This window comes from Micromonospora sp. WMMD1076, assembly GCF_029581475.1.
In the GTDB taxonomy this organism is placed as follows: domain Bacteria; phylum Actinomycetota; class Actinomycetes; order Mycobacteriales; family Micromonosporaceae; genus Micromonospora; species Micromonospora aurantiaca.
The window spans coordinates 6,282,345-6,303,335 of record NZ_CP120862.1; the positions used below are offsets into that span (position 1 = coordinate 6,282,345).

The window sequence follows — 20,991 nt, forward strand, 5'->3', positions numbered from 1 at the left end:
GCGCTCCCGAGCCCAGGCAGGTGCGAGCTGATGGCGACACTCCAGGCCGGCCGTCTGCTGGCCCGGCGGTACCGGCTCATCGACCGGATCGGTGCCGGTGGCATGTCGGTGATCTGGCGTGCCCGCGACGAGGTGCTCGACCGGGTGGTGGCGGTGAAGGTGCTCGCCCCCTCGCTCGCCGCCGACGCGCGGTTCCGCGACATGGTGCGCGAGGAGGCCCGATCGAGCGCCCAGCTCGACCATCCGCACGTCACCGCCGTGCACGACTACGGCGAGACGGTGGCCCCGGACGGCTCCATCACCTCGTTCGTGGTGATGGAACTGCTCACCGGCGAGGAGCTGGAACACCTGCTGACCCAGGGGCCGCTGCCCTGGCCGGCGGCGGTGGAGACGGGCGCGCAGGTGGCCGAGGCGCTGGCCGCGGCACACCGGCTCGGCATCGTGCACCGCGACGTGACCCCGGCCAACGTGATGATGACCGGCACCGGCGCGAAGGTGCTCGACTTCGGCATCGCCACCCGGATCGGCACGCCGGACGACGACGAGGACGGCGGCACGTTCGGCACCCCGGCGTACGTGGCCCCGGAACGGCTCGACGGCGCGCCCGCCCAGCCGGCCACCGACGTGTACTCGCTCGGCGTGCTGCTGTTCGAGACGCTGACCGGGCAGCCGCCGTACCCGGCGGAGACCTGGGAACAACTGGGCGCGGCGCTCGCGGACTGCCCGGAGCCCACACTGGACGACGTACCGGGCCTGCCCGGGCCGGTCGCGGAGATCTGCCTGCGCTGCCTGGCCCGCGACCCGCGTCACCGGCCCACAGCGCGCCGGGTGGCCGCCGTGCTGCGCGACCAGATGCTGCCCGGCGACCCGCAGGCGGCCACCATGCTGGCGCCGACCATGACGCTGCCCGCGCTGACCTCCCCGCCGCCGCCGGCCGGCCCGGCACCGGCGGGGCCGCCGGCCCCCGGCCGGGCCCCCGCGGCGCAGCCGATCCCGGAGCCGGGGCAGGATCCCGCCGCGCAGCCGGTTCCGGGCCGGCGGCGGACCCTCACGCTGGCGGCCGTCGGCGTGACTGCGGTCGCCGCCGCGGCGCTGCTGGCCTCCGCGCTGACACCGGACCGGCCCGCCGGCCCCCGGGTGCTGCCGACCGCCGGGCCGGTGCAGCCGTCTCCCGCCGAACCGCCGGTGACCGAGGAGCCGGCCACCACGCCGCCGGCCGGGCCGACGGCTCTGCCGTCGACCGGCGGCGTGCGCCCGCCGGCCGCCGGTCAGGCCGACGCCGCCGAACGGGTGGACGGGCTGATCGAGGCCGGGCTGACCGAGGGCCAGATCCGCGAGGACGTCGGGGTGGACCTGCGCAACCTGCTGCGCAACGCGGTCGCCGCGAACGGCGAGAGCGAGGTGACAGCCGCCGTGGACCGGCTCCGCGGCAAGATCGACGAACGTCGCCGCGAGGGCAGCATCAGCCCCGGGTACGCGCGGCGACTCGACGCCGCCGCCGCGGAACTCGTGGCCGGGCAGACCTGACGGGTCAGCCGGCCACGACCGGCGCGACCGCCCGCTGTGCCCGTGCGGGCGCCCGCGCGGCCAGGAAGCTCCGGTAGACCGCCTCGTAGTCGGCGGCCATCCGCTCCACCGAGAAGTTCTCCGCCACGTGCGCGACGCAGTCCGCCGGGTCCAGGTCCGCCGCCGCCCGCAACGCCGACGGCAGCTCGCCCGGGTGGTCGCAGACGAAGCCGGTCACCCCGTCGCGGACCAGTTCCGGCACCGCGCCCCGGCCCAGCGCCACCACCGGCGTACCCGTCGCCATCGCCTCCACCATCACCATGCCGAACGGCTCCGCCCACTGGATCGGCATGATCAGGCAGCGGGCGTCCAGCAGCAGCCGCAGCGCGGTCACCCGGTCCGCGTTCACCACGGGCGTCACGTCGTCGCCGAGCAGCGGCCGGACCACCTGCTCCAGGTAGCGGCGCTCGGCCGGCTCGTTGCACTTGCCCGCGAGCGTGAGCGGCAGCCCGGCCGCCCGGCAGGCCGCGATCGCCACGTCCGGGCCCTTGTCCGGGCTGAACCGGGCCAGCCAGAGCACCGGGCCCGCGCCCGGGCTGCGCTTGCGGGGGATGTCCCGCAGCGGCATCGCGTTGTGCACGGTGCCGGCCCAGGGCAGCCCCGGGTTGGCCCGGCGCTGGGCGTGCGAGATCGCGATCAGGCCCACGCCCCGGTCGGTGTTGCCGAGCACGGTGCCGTACTCGCCGACCGGGTTGCCGTGCACTGTGGCCACGGTGGGCACCCGGCGGCGGCCGGCCACCATCGGGCCGATCGTGGTGTGGTCGTGGATCAGGTCGAAGCCGGCCGGGTCGACCAGGCGGTCCACGTGGGCCAGGTGTGCCAGTTCGGGCAGCGACTCGCCCATCCGCTCGTACTGGAGGTCGTCGCAGGTGGAGACGAAGTCGGCGGCGGTGCCGTGCTCGGTCCCGGCGCCGAACAGCGTGACGCGGTGCCCCCTGTCGACGAGCGCGTCGACGAGCCCCGCCACCACTGTCTCCAGCCCGCCGTAGCCGGGCGGCGGCACCGACAGCCACGGCGGCACCACCATGGCGATCCGCAACGGCCCGGCCCACGCGCGCTCCGAGGACTGCTGGTTCACGGCCACGAGTCCTCCCCGTCGGTCCCCGGCGTACCCCGCCGGGCGCGGATTCCCGGCCCGGCTCGTGGTAAACGACAGCCGGTCAGCCGGACACCACGATCCCGACGTGCACCTCCCGTACGCCGGGCAGCGCCCAGGCGGCCCGTTCCGCGTCCTCCCGCTGCCACCAGGCGCTCACCACGCCGTCGAGCACCACCGTGTCGCCGTCGACCCGGGCGTCGATCCGCTCGGTCCCGGTACGCCGCAGCAGCAGGCGGCGCAGGTCGATCCGCTTCTGCTCGTCACTCGGCGGGGTCGGCGGCCGCACCTCGACCAGGTTCGTCACCCCGCGTACGCCCCGCAGCCGGCGCAGTTCCCGTTCGGCGGTACGGCGCTGGAAGCCGAACTCGACCTCGCCCCGCAGCATCACCCAGCCGTCGGCCACCGTCACGTCCAGCCGCTCGGCGGGCACGAAGCTGTCCCACTCCAGCGCCCGGCTCGCCGCGATCGCGATGTCGGCGTCGGTACGCAGGTCCGTGGCCGGCAGGTCGACAGCCAGGTCACTGGCGACCGCCCGTACGCCGCGTACCCGGTGGGCGCAGCGCTCGACGGCCCACCGCCGGGCGTAGCTGTCCACCTGGCCGGTGAGCGTGACGACGCCCCGCGCGACTGTCACGCCGACCTCGGTGGCCCGGGTCTGCGCGTCCCAGTCCAGTTCGGCGAGGACGTCGCGCTGGATCTCCTGGTCGGTACGCACGGCGGACGTGGTGGTCATGCCCCGAGCCTGACGCCGGTACGGGTGAGGCGCGCTCACCCGTACCGGGTGAGAAACGAGGAGGGGCGGCGGGTGACGGAGCCAACCCCCTTGGCTCCGTCACCCGCCGCCCGGGAGGGAGGCAGGTCCTCGGGACTATGACGTCTCGGCGAGCGTCACGGTTGCGTTCTCGGTGGATCCGTTTCGCTTGTACTGCACCTCGACCCGGTCACCGACCTTGCCGGCCTGCACGGCGCCGACCAGGTCGTTCGAGTCGTTGATCACCTTGTCGCCGAACTTGGTGATCACGTCGCCGCGCTGGATCCCGGCCTTCTCGGCGGGGCTGCCGGGCGTGACCGCGGCGACCAGCGCGCCGCCGTCCTCGGCGCCGTTCACGCTCACCCCGAGCGAGGGGTGGCTGATCTTCTCGCCGCGCTGGAGCTTCTCGGCCACGTCCTTGGCCTTGTTGCTCGGGATGGCGAAGCCCACGCCGATGTTTCCGGTGCTGCCCTGCCCGGCGGTGGCGATGGCGGTGTTGATGCCGATCACCTCGCCCCGGGTGTTGACGAGCGCGCCGCCGGAGTTGCCCGGGTTGATCGGGGCGTCGGTCTGGAGCAGGCCGGAGATCGAGCTGGCACCCTGCTGCGGGTTCTGCTGGCCGCCCTCCCCCGCCTGGATGGTGCGGTCGCGGGCGCTGAGGATGCCGGCGGTGACCGAGCCCTGGAGGCCGAGCGGGCTGCCCAGGGCGAGCACCTGGTCACCGACCTGCATGGCGTCGCTGTCGCCGAACTTGGCCGCCTTCAGGTTGCTCACGCCACTGGCCTGGACCACAGCGAGATCGGTCTTCGGGTCGGTGCCGACGATCTTCGCGGAGGCGCTCTTGCCGTCGGCGAAGACCACCCGCACCGTGTCACCACCGGCGCCGGCGACGACGTGGTTGTTGGTGAGCACGAACCCGTCGGCGCTGAGGATCACCCCGGAGCCCTCACCGCTGTTCGTCATGATCGTGACGATGCTGTCCTGGACGGAGGCCGCGATCTTCGGCAGGTCGGCGCTGTTGATCACCGGCGCGGCGGAGTAGGTGCGGGTGGGGGCGTCCCCGTCGAGCGCGAGGGCGAGCGCGCCACCGGCCGCGCCGGAGCCGAGCATCAGGGCCAGCGCCAGCGCGCCCGCACCGACGAACTTCCCGGCCCGGCTGGGGCGTGCCGGCTGCTGCGGTCCCCACTGCGGCATCGGCTGCCCGGGCTGGTACGACTGGTATCCCTGCTGCGTCTGGTACGGCTGTGCCTGGTACGACGGCACCGGTCCACCGTGCTGCGTGGACGGGTAGCCCGCGGCTGTCTGCTGGTTCCAGCCGCCCTGCTGGTGCTGCTGCCCGTACCAGGGGTGGGGCTGCTGCGGCTGCCCCGAGGCCGGGTACGGCGGTGCGGACGGCGTCGCCGCCTGCGGCGGGTACGGCCCGGCGGGCCCGGTGTTTCCGGCGCTCTCCGCCGGGTTCGTGTGCCCGGCGGGCGTGCTGGTTCCGGCGGCCGGGGAGTCGGCCGGAATCGATGCCGCGGCCGGGGTGCTGGAGGAGTCCGACGTCCCGCTCTCGACGCGGGGCAGCTCGGCGGTGTGGTGCGACGGCTCGGCGTCGGCGGGGGCCGGCGACCGCTGCGGATCGGTCTCGTGGTCGGTCATGTCACCAGCTTTCCCCGTAGCACTGTCACCAGCCTGGAATCCGCCTGGAAGTTCTCTGAATGTCACTCGCCCGGCTCGGGCGCCTCCGGCAACAGCGGCAGCTTCACCCGGAACGTCGCCCCGCCGCCCGGCGTCTCCGCCACCTCGACAGTGCCGTGGTGCGCGGCGACGAGCGCGGCCACGATGGCCAGGCCGAGACCGGTGCTGATCGGCCCGCCGGCCCGGCGGGTACGGGCGGCGTCCACCCGGTAGAACCGCTCGAAGACCCGCTCGGCCTGCTCCGGTGTGAGCCCGGGACCGGTGTCCGCCACCTCCACCACGGCGAGGTTGCCCGCCTCCGCCCGTAGCCGCAGCGTCACCGAGGCCTCCGGCGGGGTGTGGGTGAGCGCGTTCGTCATCAGGTTGCCGATCACCTGGCGCAGCCGCGCGTCGTCGCCGAGCACCACGAGCGGCCCGGCGCCCGGTTCCCGCTCCAGCTCGATCCGCCGGTCCGGGTCGACCACCCGGGCCGCCTCCACCGCGTCGGACGCCAGCACCGGCAGCTCGACCGGGGCCAGCGCGATCGGCCGCTCCCGGTCCATCCGCGCCAGCAGCAGCAGATCCTCCACCAGCAGACCCATCCGGGCCGCCTCGTCCTCGATGCGGCGCAGCAGGTCGGCGGTCTGCTCCGGCGCCCGCGCCGCGCCCTGGCGGTACAGCTCGGCGAAGCCCCGGATGGTGGTCAGCGGCGTCCGCAGCTCGTGCGAGGCGTCGGCGATGAACTGCCGCATCCGCTCCTCGGACCGGCGGGCCCGTGCCTCCGACGCCTGCGCGTACGCGGCGGCGTCCCGCGCGCCCATCTCGGCGCTGCGCGCCGCCGCCTCGGAGGCGGCCCGCGCGGTGAACGCGGCCTCGATCTGCGCGAGCATGGCGTTGAGCGCCCGGGACAGGCGGCCCAGTTCCGAGGTGGGGCACGACCGCCCCATCTCCGGGTCGGGCACCCGCCGGGTCAGGTCGCCGCCGGCGATGGCCGCCGCGGTGCGCTCTATCTCCACGAGCGGTTTCAAGCTCGTACGCACGATCCCGGCGCCCACCGACGCCAGCGAGATCAGCACCGCGCCACCGACCAGCAGGTCGATCCAGACCAGCTGCCGCACTGCGGAGTCGACGCCGGTGAGGTGCTGCCCGAACGCGATGATCCGGCCGTCGGGCAGGTCGGCGTAGAGCATCCGCCACCGGCTCCGGCCGTCCTCGGAGCGCACCGTGAACGGGTCGCCCACCCGCTCCCGGTAGCCCGCGTAGTCGGCGGGGAACCGGGGCAGTTCCTCGTTACGCAGGCCCTCGTAGCGGAACGGCCCCTCCGGCAGCTTGCCCGGCGCGATCGTGGACGCCACGTAGTCCGATGGAATGGTGATCTTGATCTGTCCGCCGTCGGCCTTGTCGAGCGTGTTGGCCACCGTGAGCGCGCCGCCGCGGAGCTGGTCGTCCGCCTGCCCGATCAGATAGTTCCGCAGCAGGAACGCCGTCAGGCCGCTGATCACGACCAGGGCCGCGGCCACGAGCGCGAGGACGGCGGCGACGAGCTTCAGCCGGAGCGGGACGCTGCGCAGCCTGCCCTTCGCGTCGTGGACGACGTTCACGCCGCCGGCTTGCGGAGCACGTAGCCGACTCCCCGGAGCGTGTGGATCAGGCGGGGCTGGGTGTTGTCGACCTTGCGCCGCAGGTACGAGATGTAGGACTCGACGATGTTGTCGTCACCGCGGAAGTCGTAGTTCCAGACGTGGTCGAGGATCTGCGCCTTGCTGAGCACCCGGTTGGCGTTGAGCATCAGGTAGCGCAGCAGCTTGAACTCGGTCGGCGACAGCTGGACCCGCTGGCCGGCCCGGTGCACCTCGTGGGTCTCCTCGTCCAGCTCCAGGTCGGCGAAGGTGAGGCGGGACGGCGCCTGCTCACCGGTCGCGGTACGCCGCAGCACGGCCCGGATCCGTGCGGTCAGCTCCTCCAGGCTGAACGGCTTGGTGACGTAGTCGTCGCCGCCCAGGGTGAGCCCACGGATCTTGTCGTCGGTGGCGTCGCGCGCGGTCAGGAACACCACGGGGGTACGCGTACCGCCCTCGCGCAGCATCCGGATGACCTCGAAGCCGTCCAGGTCGGGCAGCATCACGTCGAGCACCACCAGGTCGGGCCGGTGGTCCTTGGCGGCGTTGAGGGCGGCGCTGCCGCTGGTCGCGGTGGCCACGTCGAAGCCCGCGAAGCGCAGGCTCGCGGAGAGCAGTTCGAGGATGTTGGGATCGTCCTCGACGACGAGAAGCCGGGCCTCGGTCTGGGTAGCCGCCATGTCACCCATCATCCGTGCTCCGGCTGCGGCCGCGCTGGGTGCTCCCTGGAAACAACCTGTGAGATCAGCGGAGCAGCCGCCGGAGCCCTTCCAGCGCGCCGTCGAGCAGCCGGATCGCGGTACGGAGCTGGTTGTCGCTGAGCCGCCGGGCCCGGACCAGCGCGCCGACCTCGACTGTGAACGCGGCGAGCCGATGGTCGAAGTCGGCGAGCAGCGGCGACTCGCCCGGGCGCGCCGATCCCCCGTCGCCCGCCGGCCGGGTGGTCGCGGACGCCGTCCAGCCGCCCTGCCGGGTCTGCCGGGCCACCTCACGCAGCTCTCGCTTCAGGTCGCGCACCGATCCGCGTACCTCGGTGCGGATCTCACCGGCCAGCGCGGAGAGGTCCTCGACGGCGGCGCCGATGTCGCTCTCCAGCGTCGACAGCTCGTCGGCGCGCTGGCGCAGTTCGGCGCGGCCCGCCTCGGTGATCTCGTAGACCTTGCGTCCGCCCGCGGCGGTGTGCGTGACCAGCCCTTCCGCCTCCAGCCGTTGCAGGCGCGGGTAGATGGTGCCGGCGCTGGGCGCGTACAGGCCGAGGAAGCGCTCCTCCAGCAGACGGATCAGCTCGTAGCCGTGCTTCGGGCCGTCGTCGAGCAGCTTGAGCAGGTAGAGCCGGAGCCGGCCGTGGCTGAACACGGCGGTCACGGCACGTCCTCCACGTGGTCGGCGGGCGCGACCGGGCGGGCGAGCAGCGCGATGCTGCCGGAGGTCGCGGAGGCCCAGAGCCTACCCGCACCCCCGCCGAGCACACCGTGGCTGTCCTTGATCGAGCCCAGCCCGCGCCCACCGCTGTCCACCTGGGGAAAGCCGCTGGTGATCTTGCCGGAGGTGGTGTGCAGGTGCACTGTGAGGTCGCTGTCCTCGCGGACCCGCACGGTGATGCTGCCGGAGATGGCGCTGAGCCGGATCTCGCTGCCGCGCGGGTTGTCCAGGTCGCAGGTGATCGAGCCGGAGACGGCGTGTGCGCGGACCCGCTCGGGCGCGCTGTCGGCCAGGATCAGCTCGCCGGAGACCGTCTCCAGGTCCAGGTCGCCACCGATGCCGAGCGCCTCGACCGGCCCGGAGATGACCTTCGCGCTGGTGCGTCCCCGCAGCCCGCGCAGTGTGACCTGCCCGGAGGTGACGTCGACTCTGGTCTCCCGGCGCAGCCCGGAGGCGACGAGCGCGCCGCTGACCACCGACAGGGTGGCGAGCACGTCCGGCGGGACGGCCACCGACACCTCGGCCCGGATCCGGTTGCCGAACCAGGAGAAGATGCCGAGCCAGCCGGGCCTGCGCTTGTGCCGGATCGTCAGCCGCCCGTCGCGCACGTCGACGAGGAGCGGCCGGCTGCTGATCCGGGTCACGTCCACCCGGGCCGGACCATCGGCGCCGACCACGTTCAGCCGGCCGCTGATCAGCTCGGCGTCGAGCCGGGTGATCGGCTCGTCCAGCGTGATGCGCTGCGGGCTCTCGACAGTCCAACCGGCCATGACACGCTCCCCTCGTCGGCGTACCGGTCGACGGCACGCCAGGTGTTGCGAGGAGCATAACGCGATACATCGCGACTGAACAAGACACTATCGCGACTATGTCGCGTCTCCGCGACTGAGCGGGTCAGGCGGCCAGGTCGAGCTGGGTCGCGAACACGGGGCGCGGGGCCGGGCGGACCGCTGCCTCGGCGATCCGGGCCAGCGCCCGGCGGTCCGCGCCCTCGGCCGGGTGCAGCGCCGCGCTCACCGTCACCGACACGGTCAGGCCCCGGGCGGCGAGCACCCGGCGCATCGACGCCCAGAGCGTCTCCTCACCGAGGAAGGCGGGCAGCGTGCTCGGGTCGCCCGCGTACCGGTAACCGATGCTCAGCGGCACCACCGGTGCGCCCGCCGCCACGGCGGCCTCGAACATCGCCGGGCGGAAGCCGCGGCTCGGGCGGCAGTCCGTCGCGGCACCGCACCAGGTCGTACCCTCCGGGAACACCGCCACCGACCGCCCGGACCGCAGCGCGCCGGCCACCCGCGCGACCGTGGCCGGCAGGTCACGCGGCCGGGACCGGTCCACGAAGACGGTGCCCGCCGCGGCGGCCAGGGCACCCACCAGCGGCCAGCTCCGGACCTCGCGCTTCGCCAGCATCCGGGCCGGCGACACGGCGAGCACCGCCAGGACGTCCAGCCAGGACACATGGTTGGCGACCAGCAGCGCGCGCCCCCGCGGCGCCCGGCCGCGGACCAGCAGCCGAACCCCGAGGGTACGCAGCGTCCACCGCGCCCAGCCCCGCAACGCCGCCCGGCCCCGGGCGGCGGGCAGCACCGGCAGCAGCGCGGCCAGACCCGTCCCGGCCAGGAGCATGCCGAGTACGCCGAGCAGCCGGCCGGTCCGGCGCAGCCGCGACACGTCCGGGGCGGCGTGCGGCGGAAGGCAGTCCGGCCCGCAGCCGGAGGCGGGCCGCCACAGGCCCTCCCCGGCACCCGGACCGGCCGTCCACGTCTCCGCGACGGCGGTCACGACAGGGCCTCGCCGAGGAAGTGCCGCAGGTAGCGCGGGTTCATCCGGTCCAGCGAGAACAGCACGTAGAAGTCGGCGCAGCCGAAGTCCGCGTCGTACCCGGGCTCGCCGGCCACCCAGGCGCCCAGCCGCAGGTAGCCGCGCAGCAGCGGCGGCACGAGCGCCCGGCGTCGCACCGGGGTGAGCGCGGCGAGGTCGGCGGCGGGCGCCTCGGCGAACCAGGGCCGGCGCGGGGTGACCCGCAGCAGCGGCGGGGCGAGGTGCCGGGCGGTGACCTCGGCCCACACCTGCGCGGCGGCGGTCCCGCCGTCGGCGACCGGCACCGAGGCGCAGCCGCCGAGCCAGCGGGCGCCGCGCAGGTGCAGGTAGCGGCAGATCCCGGCCCACATGAGGTTGATCACGGCGCCGGTGCGGTGGTCGGGGTGGACGCAGGAGCGGCCCGCCTCGACCAGGTGGTCGCGGAGCGGGGCCAGCGGGCCCAGGTCGAACTCGGCGTCGGCGTACCGGCGGTCGGTGCGGCCGGGCGGCAGCAGCCGGTACGTGCCGACGACCTCCCCGGTCCCCTCGTGTAGCACCACCAGGTGGTCGCAGTACGCGTCGAACCCGTCGGTGTCGAGCCCGGTGGCGGCGGTCGGCAGGGTGGCGCCGAGTTCGCCGGCGAACACCTCGTGGCGCAGGCGTTGCGCGGCCGCGACCAGTGTCGGGTCGTCGGCGATCAGCAGGGTGTAACCGCTGGTCGTGAGCGGTGCGCCAGCGGCGTGCAGAACGGCCATGACTCCTGTGTAGGTGCCCCGGGTTGCCACCGGACGGGATGAGGGGTGTCGATCCGGTGAACGCCGGTCGGCGACGGCGTGCGAACCGGGACGGCCGGGACGGGACCGGAGTGTGCGAGGCTGCCGGGGCGGACCGCCCGCGACGGCGCCGGCGGAGGGGAACCCGGAGGTGCACATGCTGGTCGAGGCCCGCTTCCAGGGGCCGGACGGCTCCGGCAACGGCGGCTGGAGCGCCGGGATCTTCGCCGCGCTGATCGACGACCGGGGCCCGGTGGAGGTCACGTTGCGCCGGCCGCCGCCGCTGGACACGCCGCTGACCGCCGCCGACGGCGAGGTACGCGATCCGGACGGACACCTGATCGCCCAGGTACGCCGGGTCGAGCCGGTCGACGCGGTGGTGCCGCCGGTGGACCGGGCGACGGCGGCCGCCGCCGCGCGGGCGTACCCCGGTCTGGTCGACCACCCCTTCCCCCGCTGCTACGTCTGCGGCCCGGCGAACCCGGACGGGCTGCGGATCTTCCCCGGGCGGCTGCCGGACGGCCGGACCACCGCGCCGTTCCGCGCGCCGGCCGACGTGGCGCCCGCGACGGTGTGGGCGGCGCTGGACTGCCCGGGCGGCTGGGCGGTGCTCGCGCCCGGCCGGCCGTACGTGCTGGGGCGGATCGCCGCACAGGTCACGGCGCTGCCACGGCCCGGCGACGAGTGCGTGGTGACGGGCCTCGCGGTCGGCGGTGAGGGGCGCAAGGCCGAGGTGCACACCAGCCTGTACGGTTCGGACGGCGCGCTACTCGGCCGCGCCCGGGCGACCTGGGTGGCGCTGCCGACCCGGTGATCTCATCCCCGAGGGGGACGGCACGTACGCGTCCCGCCTGATTGACCCCGTTGCGCCGGGTTGGAAGGCTGTTGCCGGGTGCCCCCGCAACGGTGCCCCCACCGGCGCGCGACGAGCCCGCCGGGGCAGGAGAGGAGAATGATGTCCGACGGGCAGCCACGCCCCAGTGCCGGGACCGGCCAGATCATCGTGTCCGGCCTGACCAAGCAATACAAGACCGTCCGCGCGGTGGACGACCTGTCGTTCACCGTCGAGCCGGGCCGGGTCACCGGCTTCCTCGGCCCGAACGGCGCCGGTAAGACGACCACGCTGCGCATGCTGCTCAACCTGGTGACGCCGAGCGCCGGCACGGCCACGATCGGCGGCAGCCGGTACGCCGACCTGCCCGACCCGCTGCGTACGGTCGGCGCGGTGCTGGAGGCGTCCAGCGCGCACAAGGGCCGCACCGGCATCAACCACCTCCGGGTGATCTGCGCTGCGGCGGGCCTGCCGAAGGAGCGCGCCGACGAGGCGCTCGCCCTGGTCGGGCTCTCGCCCGCCGCGAAGCGCAAGTTCAAGGGCTACTCGCTCGGCATGAAGCAGCGGCTCGGCATCGCCGCCGCGATGCTCGGCAACCCGCAGGTGCTGATCCTGGACGAGCCGGCGAACGGCCTGGACCCGGAGGGCATCCGCTGGATGCGCGGCTTCCTCAAGGGCCTGGCCGCCGAGGGACGGACCGTGCTGGTCTCCAGCCACCTGCTCTCCGAGATGCAGCTGCTCGCCGACGACGTGGTGATCATCGCGGCCGGCAAGCTGGTCCGGCAGGGCCCGGTCGACCAGGTGATGGCGTCGATGACGCACGACGTGCGGGTGCGGGTGCGCACCCCGCAGGCCGACGACCTGGCCGCGGCGCTGCGCGAGCAGTCGGCCGTCGTCGACACCGACCCGCACGGCGCGCTGCTGGTCACCGGCGTGGACGCGCCGGCTGTGGGCCGGGTCGCGCTGGCCGCCAAGGTCGAGCTGCACGAGCTGACCACCGAGCGCCCCGACCTCGAAGGGGTCTTCCTGGAGCTGACGGCCGGAAAGGCGGAGATCCGATGACGCTTGTCCGATCCGAACTGCTCAAGATCCGTACCACCAGCACCTGGTGGATCTTCGGGCTGATCAGCCTGGCGCTGTGGGCGCTCACGCTGTTCTTCAACTGGTTGCAGACCGAGGCGCTGGCCGGCGGGGACTTCGGCGAGGTGCCGGCCGACCAGTCCGACCAGTTGCAGGCCATCTCGGCCGCCGACAACCTGGCGGCCAACCTCTACACGAACGGCCAGTTCTTCGGGCTGCTCATCGTGCTGCTGCTGGGCATCGTGGTGGTGACCAGCGAGTTCTTCCACCAGACGGTGACCACCACGTTCCTCACCGCGCCGCACCGCACCGCTGTGATGCTGGCCAAGCTGGCCGCGGCCGGCGTGCTGGCGCTGCTGTTCTGGCTCGTCACCACGCTGCTGAACCTGGTCACCGCGCCGCTGATCCTCAACTCGGTGGACGTCGGATCGCAGCTCGGCAGCGGCGCCGTGTGGCGGGCGATCGCGCTCAACGGCCTGGCGTACCTGCTCTGGTCGGTGCTCGGCGTCGGGCTCGGCGTGCTGATCCGCAGCCAGATCGGCGCCACGGTGACCGGCATCCTGTTCTACCTGGGCGGCGCGATCGGCGCGGTCATCGTCCTCAGCCTCCTCGCCTCGCGGTACGGCGACTGGATCAACAAGCTCCAGCTGCTGGTCCCGTCGCTGGCCTCCGGGCTCATGGTCGGCGGCGACACCGACATCCCGGGCAACCCGCCGCAGTGGGCCGGTGCCCTGGTGCTGATCGGGTACGCGGTGGTGGCCGGCGCGATCGGCGTGGCCACGATCCGCAAGCGCGACATCTCCTGACCTCGCGTCGGGGACGGACCCCGGCCGGTGACGGACGTCATCGGCCGGGGTCTCGCTCGTCTAGCAGGAGTCGGCGGATCACGCAGCGTTTGCCGAACTTCTGGCATCTTCTGTGAAACGGACCACCAGCCGGAGGCGAGAATGCCTGCGCGCAGCGCACGGCGTAGCCTTGGCATCGGTTTACCCAGCGTCGGCAACCGGGGGTCACCGGGGGCCACCGTGACATTCACAACCGCGTGAAAGAGGCGATTAGCGGCCGTGTCGACCCAGCAGACTTCGCAGGAGAACCCACTGGCGGGTTTCGGCCCGAACGAGTGGATCGTCGAGGAGATGTACCAGCGTTACCTCGCCGACCCCTCAAGCGTCGATTCGGCCTGGCACGACTTCTTCGCCGACTACCGGCCGGCCCCGGGCGCCGCCACACCGCGCCCGGACGGGCCGGCCAAGCCGGCCGCGAAGCCGGAGCCGGCCGAGCAGCAGGAGGCGGTGGCGACTGTCACCGCACAGCCCGCCAAGACCGAGCCGAAGGCCGCCCCCAAGGCCGCGGCCGCCCCGGCCAAGCCCGCCGCGAAGGCGCCCGAGCCGGCCAAGAAGTCCGCCCCGGCCAAGGCGCCGACCGCGAGCGCCGCGGGCACCACGCCGCTGCGCGGCGTCGCCGCCAAGATCGTGCAGAACATGGACGCGTCGCTCGCCGTCCCGACCGCCACGAGCGTGCGCGCCGTCCCGGCCAAGCTGCTCGTCGACAACCGCATCGTGATCAACAACCACCTGACCCGCGGTCGCGGCGGCAAGGTCAGCTTCACCCACCTGATCGGGTACGCGCTCGTGCGCGCGGTCGTCGAGCACCCGGAGATGAACAACTCCTTCGCCGAGGTCGACGGCAAGCCGGCGATGGTCCGCCCGGAGCACGTCAACCTGGGCATCGCGATCGACCTGGTCAAGCCGGACGGCTCGCGCAACCTGGTGGTGCCGTCCATCAAGGGCTGCGAGCAGATGGACTTCCGGCAGTTCTGGCAGGCGTACGAGGACGTGGTCCGGCGCGCCCGCCGCAACGAGCTGACCATGGAGGACTACTCCGGCACCACCATCTCGCTGACCAACCCGGGCGGCATCGGCACGGTGCACTCGATCCCGCGCCTGATGCAGGGGCAGAGCGCCATCATCGGCGTCGGCGCGATGGAATACCCGGCCCCCTACCAGGGCATGAGCGAGGCCACCCTGGCCGAGAACGCGGTCAGCAAGGTCATCACGCTGACCAGCACGTACGACCACCGGATCATCCAGGGCGCGCAGTCCGGCGAGTTCCTGAAGGTCATGCACGAGCTGCTGCTCGGCGAGCGCGGCTTCTACGACGACGTCTTCACCTCGCTGCGGATCCCGTACGAGCCGGTGCGCTGGATGCGCGACGTGGCCGTCGACAGCGAAGGCCAGATCAACAAGACCGCGCGGGTGCACGAGCTGATCCACGCGTACCGGGTGCGCGGCCACCTGATGGCCGACACCGACCCGCTGGAGTTCAAGATCCGTAAGCACCCGGACCTGGACGTGCTCCAGCACGGGCTCACGCTCTGGGACCTCGACCGCGTCTTCCCGGTCAACGGCTTCGCCGGCCAGCAGCGGATGAAGCTGCGCTCGATCCTCGGCGTGCTGCGCGACTCGTACTGCCGCCGGGTCGGCATCGAGTACATGCACATCCAGGACCCGGAGGAGCGGCGCTGGATCCAGGAGCGGGTCGAGCGCAAGTACGAGAAGCCCAGCTCCGACGAGCAGAAGCACGTACTGAACCGGCTCAACGCCGCCGAGGCGTTCGAGACGTTCCTCCAGACCAAGTACGTCGGCCAGAAGCGCTTCTCGCTGGAGGGCGGGGAGTCGCTGATCCCGCTGCTCGGCGAGGTGCTGGAGTGCTCCGCCGAGGCCGGGCTGGACGAGGTCGTCATCGGCATGGCCCACCGCGGCCGGCTCAACGTGCTGGCGAACATCGTCGGCAAGCCGTACGAGAAGATCTTCTCCGAGTTCGAGGGGCACCTCGACCCGCGGTCCACGCAGGGCTCGGGTGACGTGAAGTACCACCTCGGCCAGAACGGCAAGTTCACCACCCCGGACGCCGAGCACGCGGTCAAGGTGTCGGTGGTGGCGAACCCGTCGCACCTGGAGGCCGTGGACCCGGTGCTGGAGGGCATCGTCCGGGCCAAGCAGGACCGCATCGACCTCAAGCTGGAGGGCTACACCGTGCTGCCGCTGGCGGTGCACGGTGACGCCGCCTTCGCCGGCCAGGGCGTCGTGGCCGAGACGCTCAACCTCTCCCAGCTGCGCGGCTACCGCACCGGCGGCACGGTGCACGTGGTCGTCAACAACCAGGTCGGCTTCACCACCGCCCCGGAGTACAGCCGGTCCAGCCTCTACAGCACCGACGTGGCCCGGATGATCCAGGCGCCGATCTTCCACGTGAACGGCGACGACCCGGAGGCCGTGGTCCGGGTGGCCCGGCTCGCGTTCGAGTACCGGCAGGCGTTCAACAAGGACGTCGTGATCGACATGGTCTGCTACCGCCGGCGCGGGCACAACGAGGGCGACGACCCGTCGATGTCCAACCCGGAGATGTACAAGATCATCGACTCGAAGCGGTCCGTCCGGAAGCTCTACACCGAGGAGCTGATCGGGCGCGGCGACATCACCGTGGAGGACGCGGAGGAGCTGCTGCGCGACTACCAGGGGCAGCTCGAGCGGGTCTTCAAGGCCACCCGGGACGCCGCGACCACCCCACGTCAGCTCAGCCGCCCGGCGCGGGAGGACGAGCCGGAGCCGCAGGTCGACACCGCCACCGACGCCGCAGTGGTCAAGGCGATCGGCGAGGCGCACGTCAACCTGCCGGAGGGCTTCACCCCGCACAAGCGGATCCAGCAGCTGCTGGAGCGGCGTCGCAAGATGTCCGTCGAGGGCGGCATCGACTGGGGCTTCGCCGAGATCATCGCGTTCGGCACGCTGCTGCACGACGGGGTCACCGTCCGGCTCGCCGGGCAGGACTCGCGCCGCGGCACGTTCGTCCAGCGGCACGCCTCGGTGGTCGACGCCAAGACCGGTGAGGACTACCTGCCGCTGAAGTCGCTCACCGCCGACGGCGAGCGGTCGCGCTTCTTCGTCCACGACTCGCTGCTCTCCGAGTACGCGGCCATGGGCTTCGAGTACGGCTACTCGGTGGAGAACATCAACGCGCTGGTGGCCTGGGAGGCCCAGTTCGGTGACTTCGTCAACGGCGCCCAGTCGGTGATCGACGAGTTCATCTCCTCCGGCGAGGTGAAGTGGGGCCAGCGCTCCGCGGTGACCCTGCTGCTGCCGCACGGCCACGAGGGCCAGGGCCCGGACCACACCTCCGGCCGCCCGGAGCGGTTCCTCCAGCTCTGCGCCGAGGACAACATGCGGGTGGCCATCCCGACCACCCCGGCGAACTACTTCCACCTGCTGCGCCGCCAGGCCCTGTCGCCCAAGCGCAAGCCGCTGGTGGTGTTCACGCCGAAGTCGCTGCTGCGGCACAAGCTGTGCGTGTCCCCGGTGGAGGACTTCACCACCGGGACGTTCCAGCCGGTGCTGGCCGACACCGCGGCTCCGGCGCCGGAGCAGGTGAAGCGGGTGCTGCTCTGCTCGGGCAAGGTCTACTACGACCTGTTCCAGGCCCGGCAGGAGCGGGGCGTCGCCGACACCGCGATCGTCCGGATGGAGCAGCTCTACCCGCTGCCCGTCGAGGAGGTCCGGGCCGCGCTGGCGCAGTACCCGAACGCCGAGGACTTCGCCTGGGTCCAGGAGGAGCCGGCCAACCAGGGCGCCTGGTCGTTCGTCGCGCTCAACCTGCTGGAGCACCTGCCCGAGGTCCGGCTGCGCCGCATCTCCCGCCCGGCCGCCGCCGCCCCGGCGGTCGGCTCGGCGAAGATGCACGAGGTCGAGCAGAACGCGCTGATCGAGGCGGCTCTCCCCCGCCCGTGACACCACCGGCAGCGGCCCGTCCCGACCCGGGGCGGGCCGCTGCCGTACGACGACGAGAGGAACACCGTGTACTTCACCGACCGTGGCATCGAGGAGCTGGTCGAGCGCCGTGGCGACGAGCAGGTCAGCATGGAGTGGCTGGGCGAGCGGCTGCGTGACTTCATCGATCTGAACCCGGAGTTCGAGACCCCGATCGAGCGGTTCGCCACCTGGCTGGCCCGCCTCGACGACCCGGACGACGACTGACCCCCTCCCCTCCTCCCCCGCGATCTTGCAGTTGTGGCCCGCCTCGTGTCCGGTTAGTGGCATCTGCCGGGGCGGAAACTGCACGATCGGCGGCGCCGGCGGGGGTGGGGACGGGTCGAAGGACCTGGGCGGGGGTTACAGCGATCTTGTAGCGTGAGGTCGTGGCGCGCAGCGTGTACCTGACCGGCGTTGGTTCGGGCGGGGGAAAATCGACAGTGGCGCTCGGCCTGGCCGAGCTGTTGTCCCGCCAGGTGGAACGGATAGGCGCGTTCCGGCCGCTCGTCGCCGGTGACGGCACCGACCCGATCCTCGCCCTGCTCACCGAGCGCTACCGGATGGAACTGCCGGTCGACGAGCTGTACGGCGCCACGTACGCCGAGGCGAGCGCGCTCGTCGCGGACGGCCGCCGGGAGGAGCTGATCTCCCGGATCGTCACCCGCTACCGCGAGGTGGAACGGCGCTGCCCGGCGATAGTGGTGGTCGGCAGCGACTTCGCCTACGGCGACGGCACCGGTCCCCGTGAGCTGGCCTTCAACGCCCGGCTGGCGACCGAGTTCGGCAGCGTCGTGGTGCCCGTCGTGGACGGGTTCGGGCAGACGCCCGACGCGATCGCGGCGGCGCTGCGCGGCGCGTACCACGATCTGGCCGACCTCGGCGCGACTGTGATCGCGGCGCTGGCCAACCGCGTGCCGGAGCCGATGACGCTGCCCGAGCTGCCGGTGCCCGCGTACGCGATCCCCGAGGTGCCGACCGTGTCGGCGCCGACGGTGGCCGAGGTGGCGGCGGCGCTGCGCGGCACTGTGCTCACCGGCGACGAGACCGCACTCGACCGCGACGTGCTCGACTACGTGGTGGGGGCGGCGCACGTGCCGACGCTGCTGGACCACCTCACCGACGGGGCGCTGGTGATCACCCCGGGCGACCGGGCGGACCTCCTGGTGGCCGCCGGCGCCGCGCACGTGGCCGGGCAGGTGTCGCTGGCCGGGCTGGTGCTCACGCTCGGCGAGCAGCCCGACCCGCGGGCCATGCGCCTGGTCGAGCGGATGAACACCGGGCTCCCAGTGGTGTCGGTGCCGAGCGACAGCTACGACACGGTGGCCGCGTCCAGCCGGATCGAGGGCCGCCCCAGCACCGCCAACCCGCGCAAGGTCGAGGCCGCACTCGGCGCGTTCGAGCGCTGCGTGGACACCGACGACCTGGCCCGCCGGCTGCGGGTCAGCCGGTCCGCGCGGGTGACCCCGCTGATGTTCGAGAACGACCTGATCGACAGGGCCCGCGCCCGCCGCCGCCGGCTGGTGCTGCCCGAGGGCGCGGACGAACGGATCCTGCGCGCCACCGAGGTGCTGCTGCGCCGGGGCGTCGCCGAGATCACCCTGCTCGGCCGCCCGGACGAGATCGCCCGGCGGACCCGGGAACTCGGCGTCGACCTCGGCGACGCCCAGGTCGTCGATCCGGTGACCAGCCCGTGGCGGGACGAGTTCGCGCAGGCGTACGCGCAGTTGCGCGCCCACCGCGGCGTCACGGTGGAGCTGGCGCACGACATCGTGGCGCAGCCCAACTACTTCGGCACGATGATGGTGCAGACCGGTCACGCCGACGGCATGGTCTCCGGCGCCACCCACACCACAGCAGCCACCATCCGCCCGGCGTTCGAGATCATCCGGACCGTGCCCGGCGTCGCCGTCGCCTCCAGCGTCTTCTTCATGCTGCTCGCCGACCGGGTGCTGGTGTACGGCGACTGCGCCGTCAACCCCGACCCGGACGCCGACCAGCTCGCCGACATCGCCATCTCGTCGGCCGACACGGCGGCCCGGTTCGGCATCGAGCCACGGGTGGCGATGCTGTCGTACTCCACCGGCAGCTCCGGCGCCGGAGCCGACGTGGAGAAGGTCGCGGCGGCCACCAAGCTGGTCCGGGAACGCCGGCCGGACCTGCTGGTCGAGGGCCCGATCCAGTACGACGCGGCGATCGACCCGCAGGTGGCGGCCACCAAGCTGCCGGACAGCCCGGTCGCGGGGCGGGCCACCGTGTTCATCTTCCCGGACCTGAACACGGGCAACAACACGTACAAGGCGGTGCAGCGGTCGGCCGGGGCGGTGGCGGTCGGGCCGGTCATGCAGGGCCTGCGGCGGCCGGTCAACGACCTGTCCCGCGGCGCAGGAGTGCCGGACATCGTCAACACGGTGGCGATCACCGCCATCCAGGCCGCCGCGGAGGCGTCGGAATGAGCCGCATCCTGGTCCTCAACAGCGGGTCCTCGTCGGTCAAGTACCGGCTGTACGACGGCGACGACGTCCTGGACAAGGGCATCGTCGAGCGGATCGGCGAGCCCGGAGGCGGGCCGGCCGACCACGAGAGCGCGGTCCGGGAGATCATCGGCCGGCTCGACCTGACCGGGCTGTCCGGCGTCGGCCACCGGGTGGTGCACGGCGGGCGGAGGTTCAGCGCGCCGGTACGCATCGACGACGCTGTCGTCGCCGCAATCGAGGAGCTGGTGCCGCTGGCGCCGCTGCACAACCCGGCCAACCTCGCCGGCATCCGGGTGGCCCGGGAGGCGCTGCCGGACGTCCCTCAGGTGGCGGTCTTCGACACCGCGTTCCACCACACGCTGCCCGAGGCCGCCGCCACGTACGCGATCGACAAGGCCACCGCCGAGCGGTACGACGTCCGCCGCTACGGCTTCCACGGCACCTCGCACGCGTACGTCTCGCGTCGCGTCGCCGACCTGCTCGACCGCCCGTACGACCGGCTCAACACCATCACGCTGCACCTGGGCAACGGGGCGAGCGCGTGTGCCGTCCAGGGTGGGCGCAGCGTGGCCACCTCGATGGGCATGTCCCCGCTGGAGGGCCTGGTGATGGGCACCCGCAGCGGGGACCTCGACCCGACCGTCATCTTCCACCTGCGCCGCGAGGGCGGCATGGTGGTGGACGACATCGACGACCTGCTCAACCACCGCAGCGGCCTGCTCGGGCTGACCGGCGTCAACGACATGCGCGAGGTGCTGGCGCGCCGCGACGCCGGTGACCCCGACGCGACGCTGGCGTTCGACGTCTACTGCCGGCGGATCACCGGCTACGTCGGCGCGTACTACGCGCTGCTCGGCCGGGTCGACGCGATCGCGTTCACCGCCGGGGTCGGCGAGCACGCCGCACCGGTCCGGGCAGCCTCACTGGCCGGGCTGGAGCGGCTGGGCGTCGCCGTCGACCCGGCGCGCAACGACGGCCACGGCGACCGGCTCGTCTCCCCCGACGGCGCGGAGGTGGCGGTGCTCGTGGTCGGCACCGACGAGGAGCGGGAGATCGCCCGCGAGACCCGTGAGGTGCTGGGCGTCTGACCGCCCGCCCTGCCCTCCGTGCGCCG

17 protein-coding genes are annotated in these 20,991 nt (G+C 73.1%); 8 read left to right on the forward strand and 9 right to left on the reverse strand.

What is annotated here, in order from left to right:
• Positions 1-30: 30 nt before the first annotated feature.
• The gene (locus tag O7622_RS28395) at positions 31-1,527 is read left to right on the forward strand and encodes a serine/threonine-protein kinase (RefSeq protein WP_282311143.1); all 1,497 of its coding nucleotides are present in this window, start codon (positions 31-33) and stop codon (positions 1,525-1,527) included.
• A gap of 4 nt (positions 1,528-1,531) precedes the next feature.
• On the opposite strand, the gene O7622_RS28400 is transcribed toward O7622_RS28395, so the two are convergent.
• The 9 genes from O7622_RS28400 to O7622_RS28440 form a co-directional block, all read right to left on the reverse strand.
• Positions 1,532-2,593: a glycosyltransferase family 4 protein gene (locus tag O7622_RS28400; RefSeq protein ID WP_282314256.1), complete on the reverse strand. Its 1,062-nt coding sequence runs from the start codon at positions 2,591-2,593 to the stop codon at positions 1,532-1,534.
• 133 nt (positions 2,594-2,726) lie between these two features.
• On the reverse strand, positions 2,727-3,398 hold the full coding sequence (locus O7622_RS28405) for a BON domain-containing protein (protein ID WP_282311144.1): 672 nt from the start codon (positions 3,396-3,398) through the stop codon (positions 2,727-2,729).
• 135 nt (positions 3,399-3,533) lie between these two features.
• Complete coding sequence (locus O7622_RS28410; RefSeq protein ID WP_282311145.1) at positions 3,534-5,057, reverse strand: trypsin-like peptidase domain-containing protein; 1,524 nt, start codon at positions 5,055-5,057, stop codon at positions 3,534-3,536.
• A gap of 62 nt (positions 5,058-5,119) precedes the next feature.
• Positions 5,120-6,676, reverse strand: a complete 1,557-nt coding sequence (locus O7622_RS28415; RefSeq protein ID WP_282311146.1) for a HAMP domain-containing sensor histidine kinase — start codon at positions 6,674-6,676, stop codon at positions 5,120-5,122.
• Positions 6,673-7,374, reverse strand: coding sequence for a response regulator transcription factor (locus tag O7622_RS28420; RefSeq protein ID WP_030271847.1), 702 nt, complete (start codon positions 7,372-7,374; stop codon positions 6,673-6,675). Before O7622_RS28420 ends, O7622_RS28415 begins: the two co-directional genes overlap by 4 nt.
• Before the next feature lie 64 nt (positions 7,375-7,438).
• Positions 7,439-8,059, reverse strand: a complete 621-nt coding sequence (locus tag O7622_RS28425; RefSeq protein ID WP_282311147.1) for a PadR family transcriptional regulator — start codon at positions 8,057-8,059, stop codon at positions 7,439-7,441.
• Entirely contained in the window at positions 8,056-8,886 is an 831-nt protein-coding gene (locus O7622_RS28430) for a DUF4097 family beta strand repeat-containing protein (protein WP_282311149.1), read from the reverse strand. The genes O7622_RS28425 and O7622_RS28430 overlap by 4 nt, the downstream gene beginning before the upstream one ends.
• Positions 8,887-9,010: 124 nt before the next feature.
• A complete protein-coding gene (locus O7622_RS28435; RefSeq protein ID WP_282311150.1) occupies positions 9,011-9,895 on the reverse strand; it encodes a lysophospholipid acyltransferase family protein in 885 nt (294 codons plus the stop codon).
• A complete protein-coding gene (locus O7622_RS28440) occupies positions 9,892-10,668 on the reverse strand; it encodes a GNAT family N-acyltransferase (RefSeq protein ID WP_282311152.1) in 777 nt (258 codons plus the stop codon). Before O7622_RS28440 ends, O7622_RS28435 begins: the two co-directional genes overlap by 4 nt.
• A 175-nt stretch (positions 10,669-10,843) precedes the next feature.
• On the opposite strand from O7622_RS28440, the gene O7622_RS28445 reads away from it, so the two are divergent.
• From O7622_RS28445 to O7622_RS28475, 7 genes are all read left to right on the forward strand, one after another.
• The gene (locus O7622_RS28445) at positions 10,844-11,500 is read left to right on the forward strand and encodes a hypothetical protein (protein WP_282311153.1); all 657 of its coding nucleotides are present in this window, start codon (positions 10,844-10,846) and stop codon (positions 11,498-11,500) included.
• Positions 11,501-11,641: 141 nt separating this feature from the next.
• Entirely contained in the window at positions 11,642-12,580 is a 939-nt protein-coding gene (locus tag O7622_RS28450; protein WP_282311155.1) for an ABC transporter ATP-binding protein, read from the forward strand.
• Positions 12,577-13,404, forward strand: coding sequence for an ABC transporter permease (locus O7622_RS28455; protein ID WP_282311156.1), 828 nt, complete (start codon positions 12,577-12,579; stop codon positions 13,402-13,404). Before O7622_RS28450 ends, O7622_RS28455 begins: the two co-directional genes overlap by 4 nt.
• A gap of 258 nt (positions 13,405-13,662) precedes the next feature.
• Positions 13,663-17,382, forward strand: coding sequence for a multifunctional oxoglutarate decarboxylase/oxoglutarate dehydrogenase thiamine pyrophosphate-binding subunit/dihydrolipoyllysine-residue succinyltransferase subunit (locus tag O7622_RS28460; protein ID WP_282311157.1), 3,720 nt, complete (start codon positions 13,663-13,665; stop codon positions 17,380-17,382).
• A gap of 66 nt (positions 17,383-17,448) precedes the next feature.
• Positions 17,449-17,628 (forward strand): DUF6104 family protein, encoded by a 180-nt coding sequence (locus O7622_RS28465; protein ID WP_013288341.1) that lies wholly within the window; start codon positions 17,449-17,451, stop codon positions 17,626-17,628.
• Positions 17,629-17,789: 161 nt separating this feature from the next.
• Positions 17,790-19,856: a phosphate acetyltransferase gene (pta, locus tag O7622_RS28470; RefSeq protein ID WP_282311159.1), complete on the forward strand. Its 2,067-nt coding sequence runs from the start codon at positions 17,790-17,792 to the stop codon at positions 19,854-19,856.
• Positions 19,853-20,965: an acetate kinase gene (locus tag O7622_RS28475; RefSeq protein WP_282311160.1), complete on the forward strand. Its 1,113-nt coding sequence runs from the start codon at positions 19,853-19,855 to the stop codon at positions 20,963-20,965. The genes pta and O7622_RS28475 overlap by 4 nt, the downstream gene beginning before the upstream one ends.
• Positions 20,966-20,991: the final 26 nt, after the last annotated feature.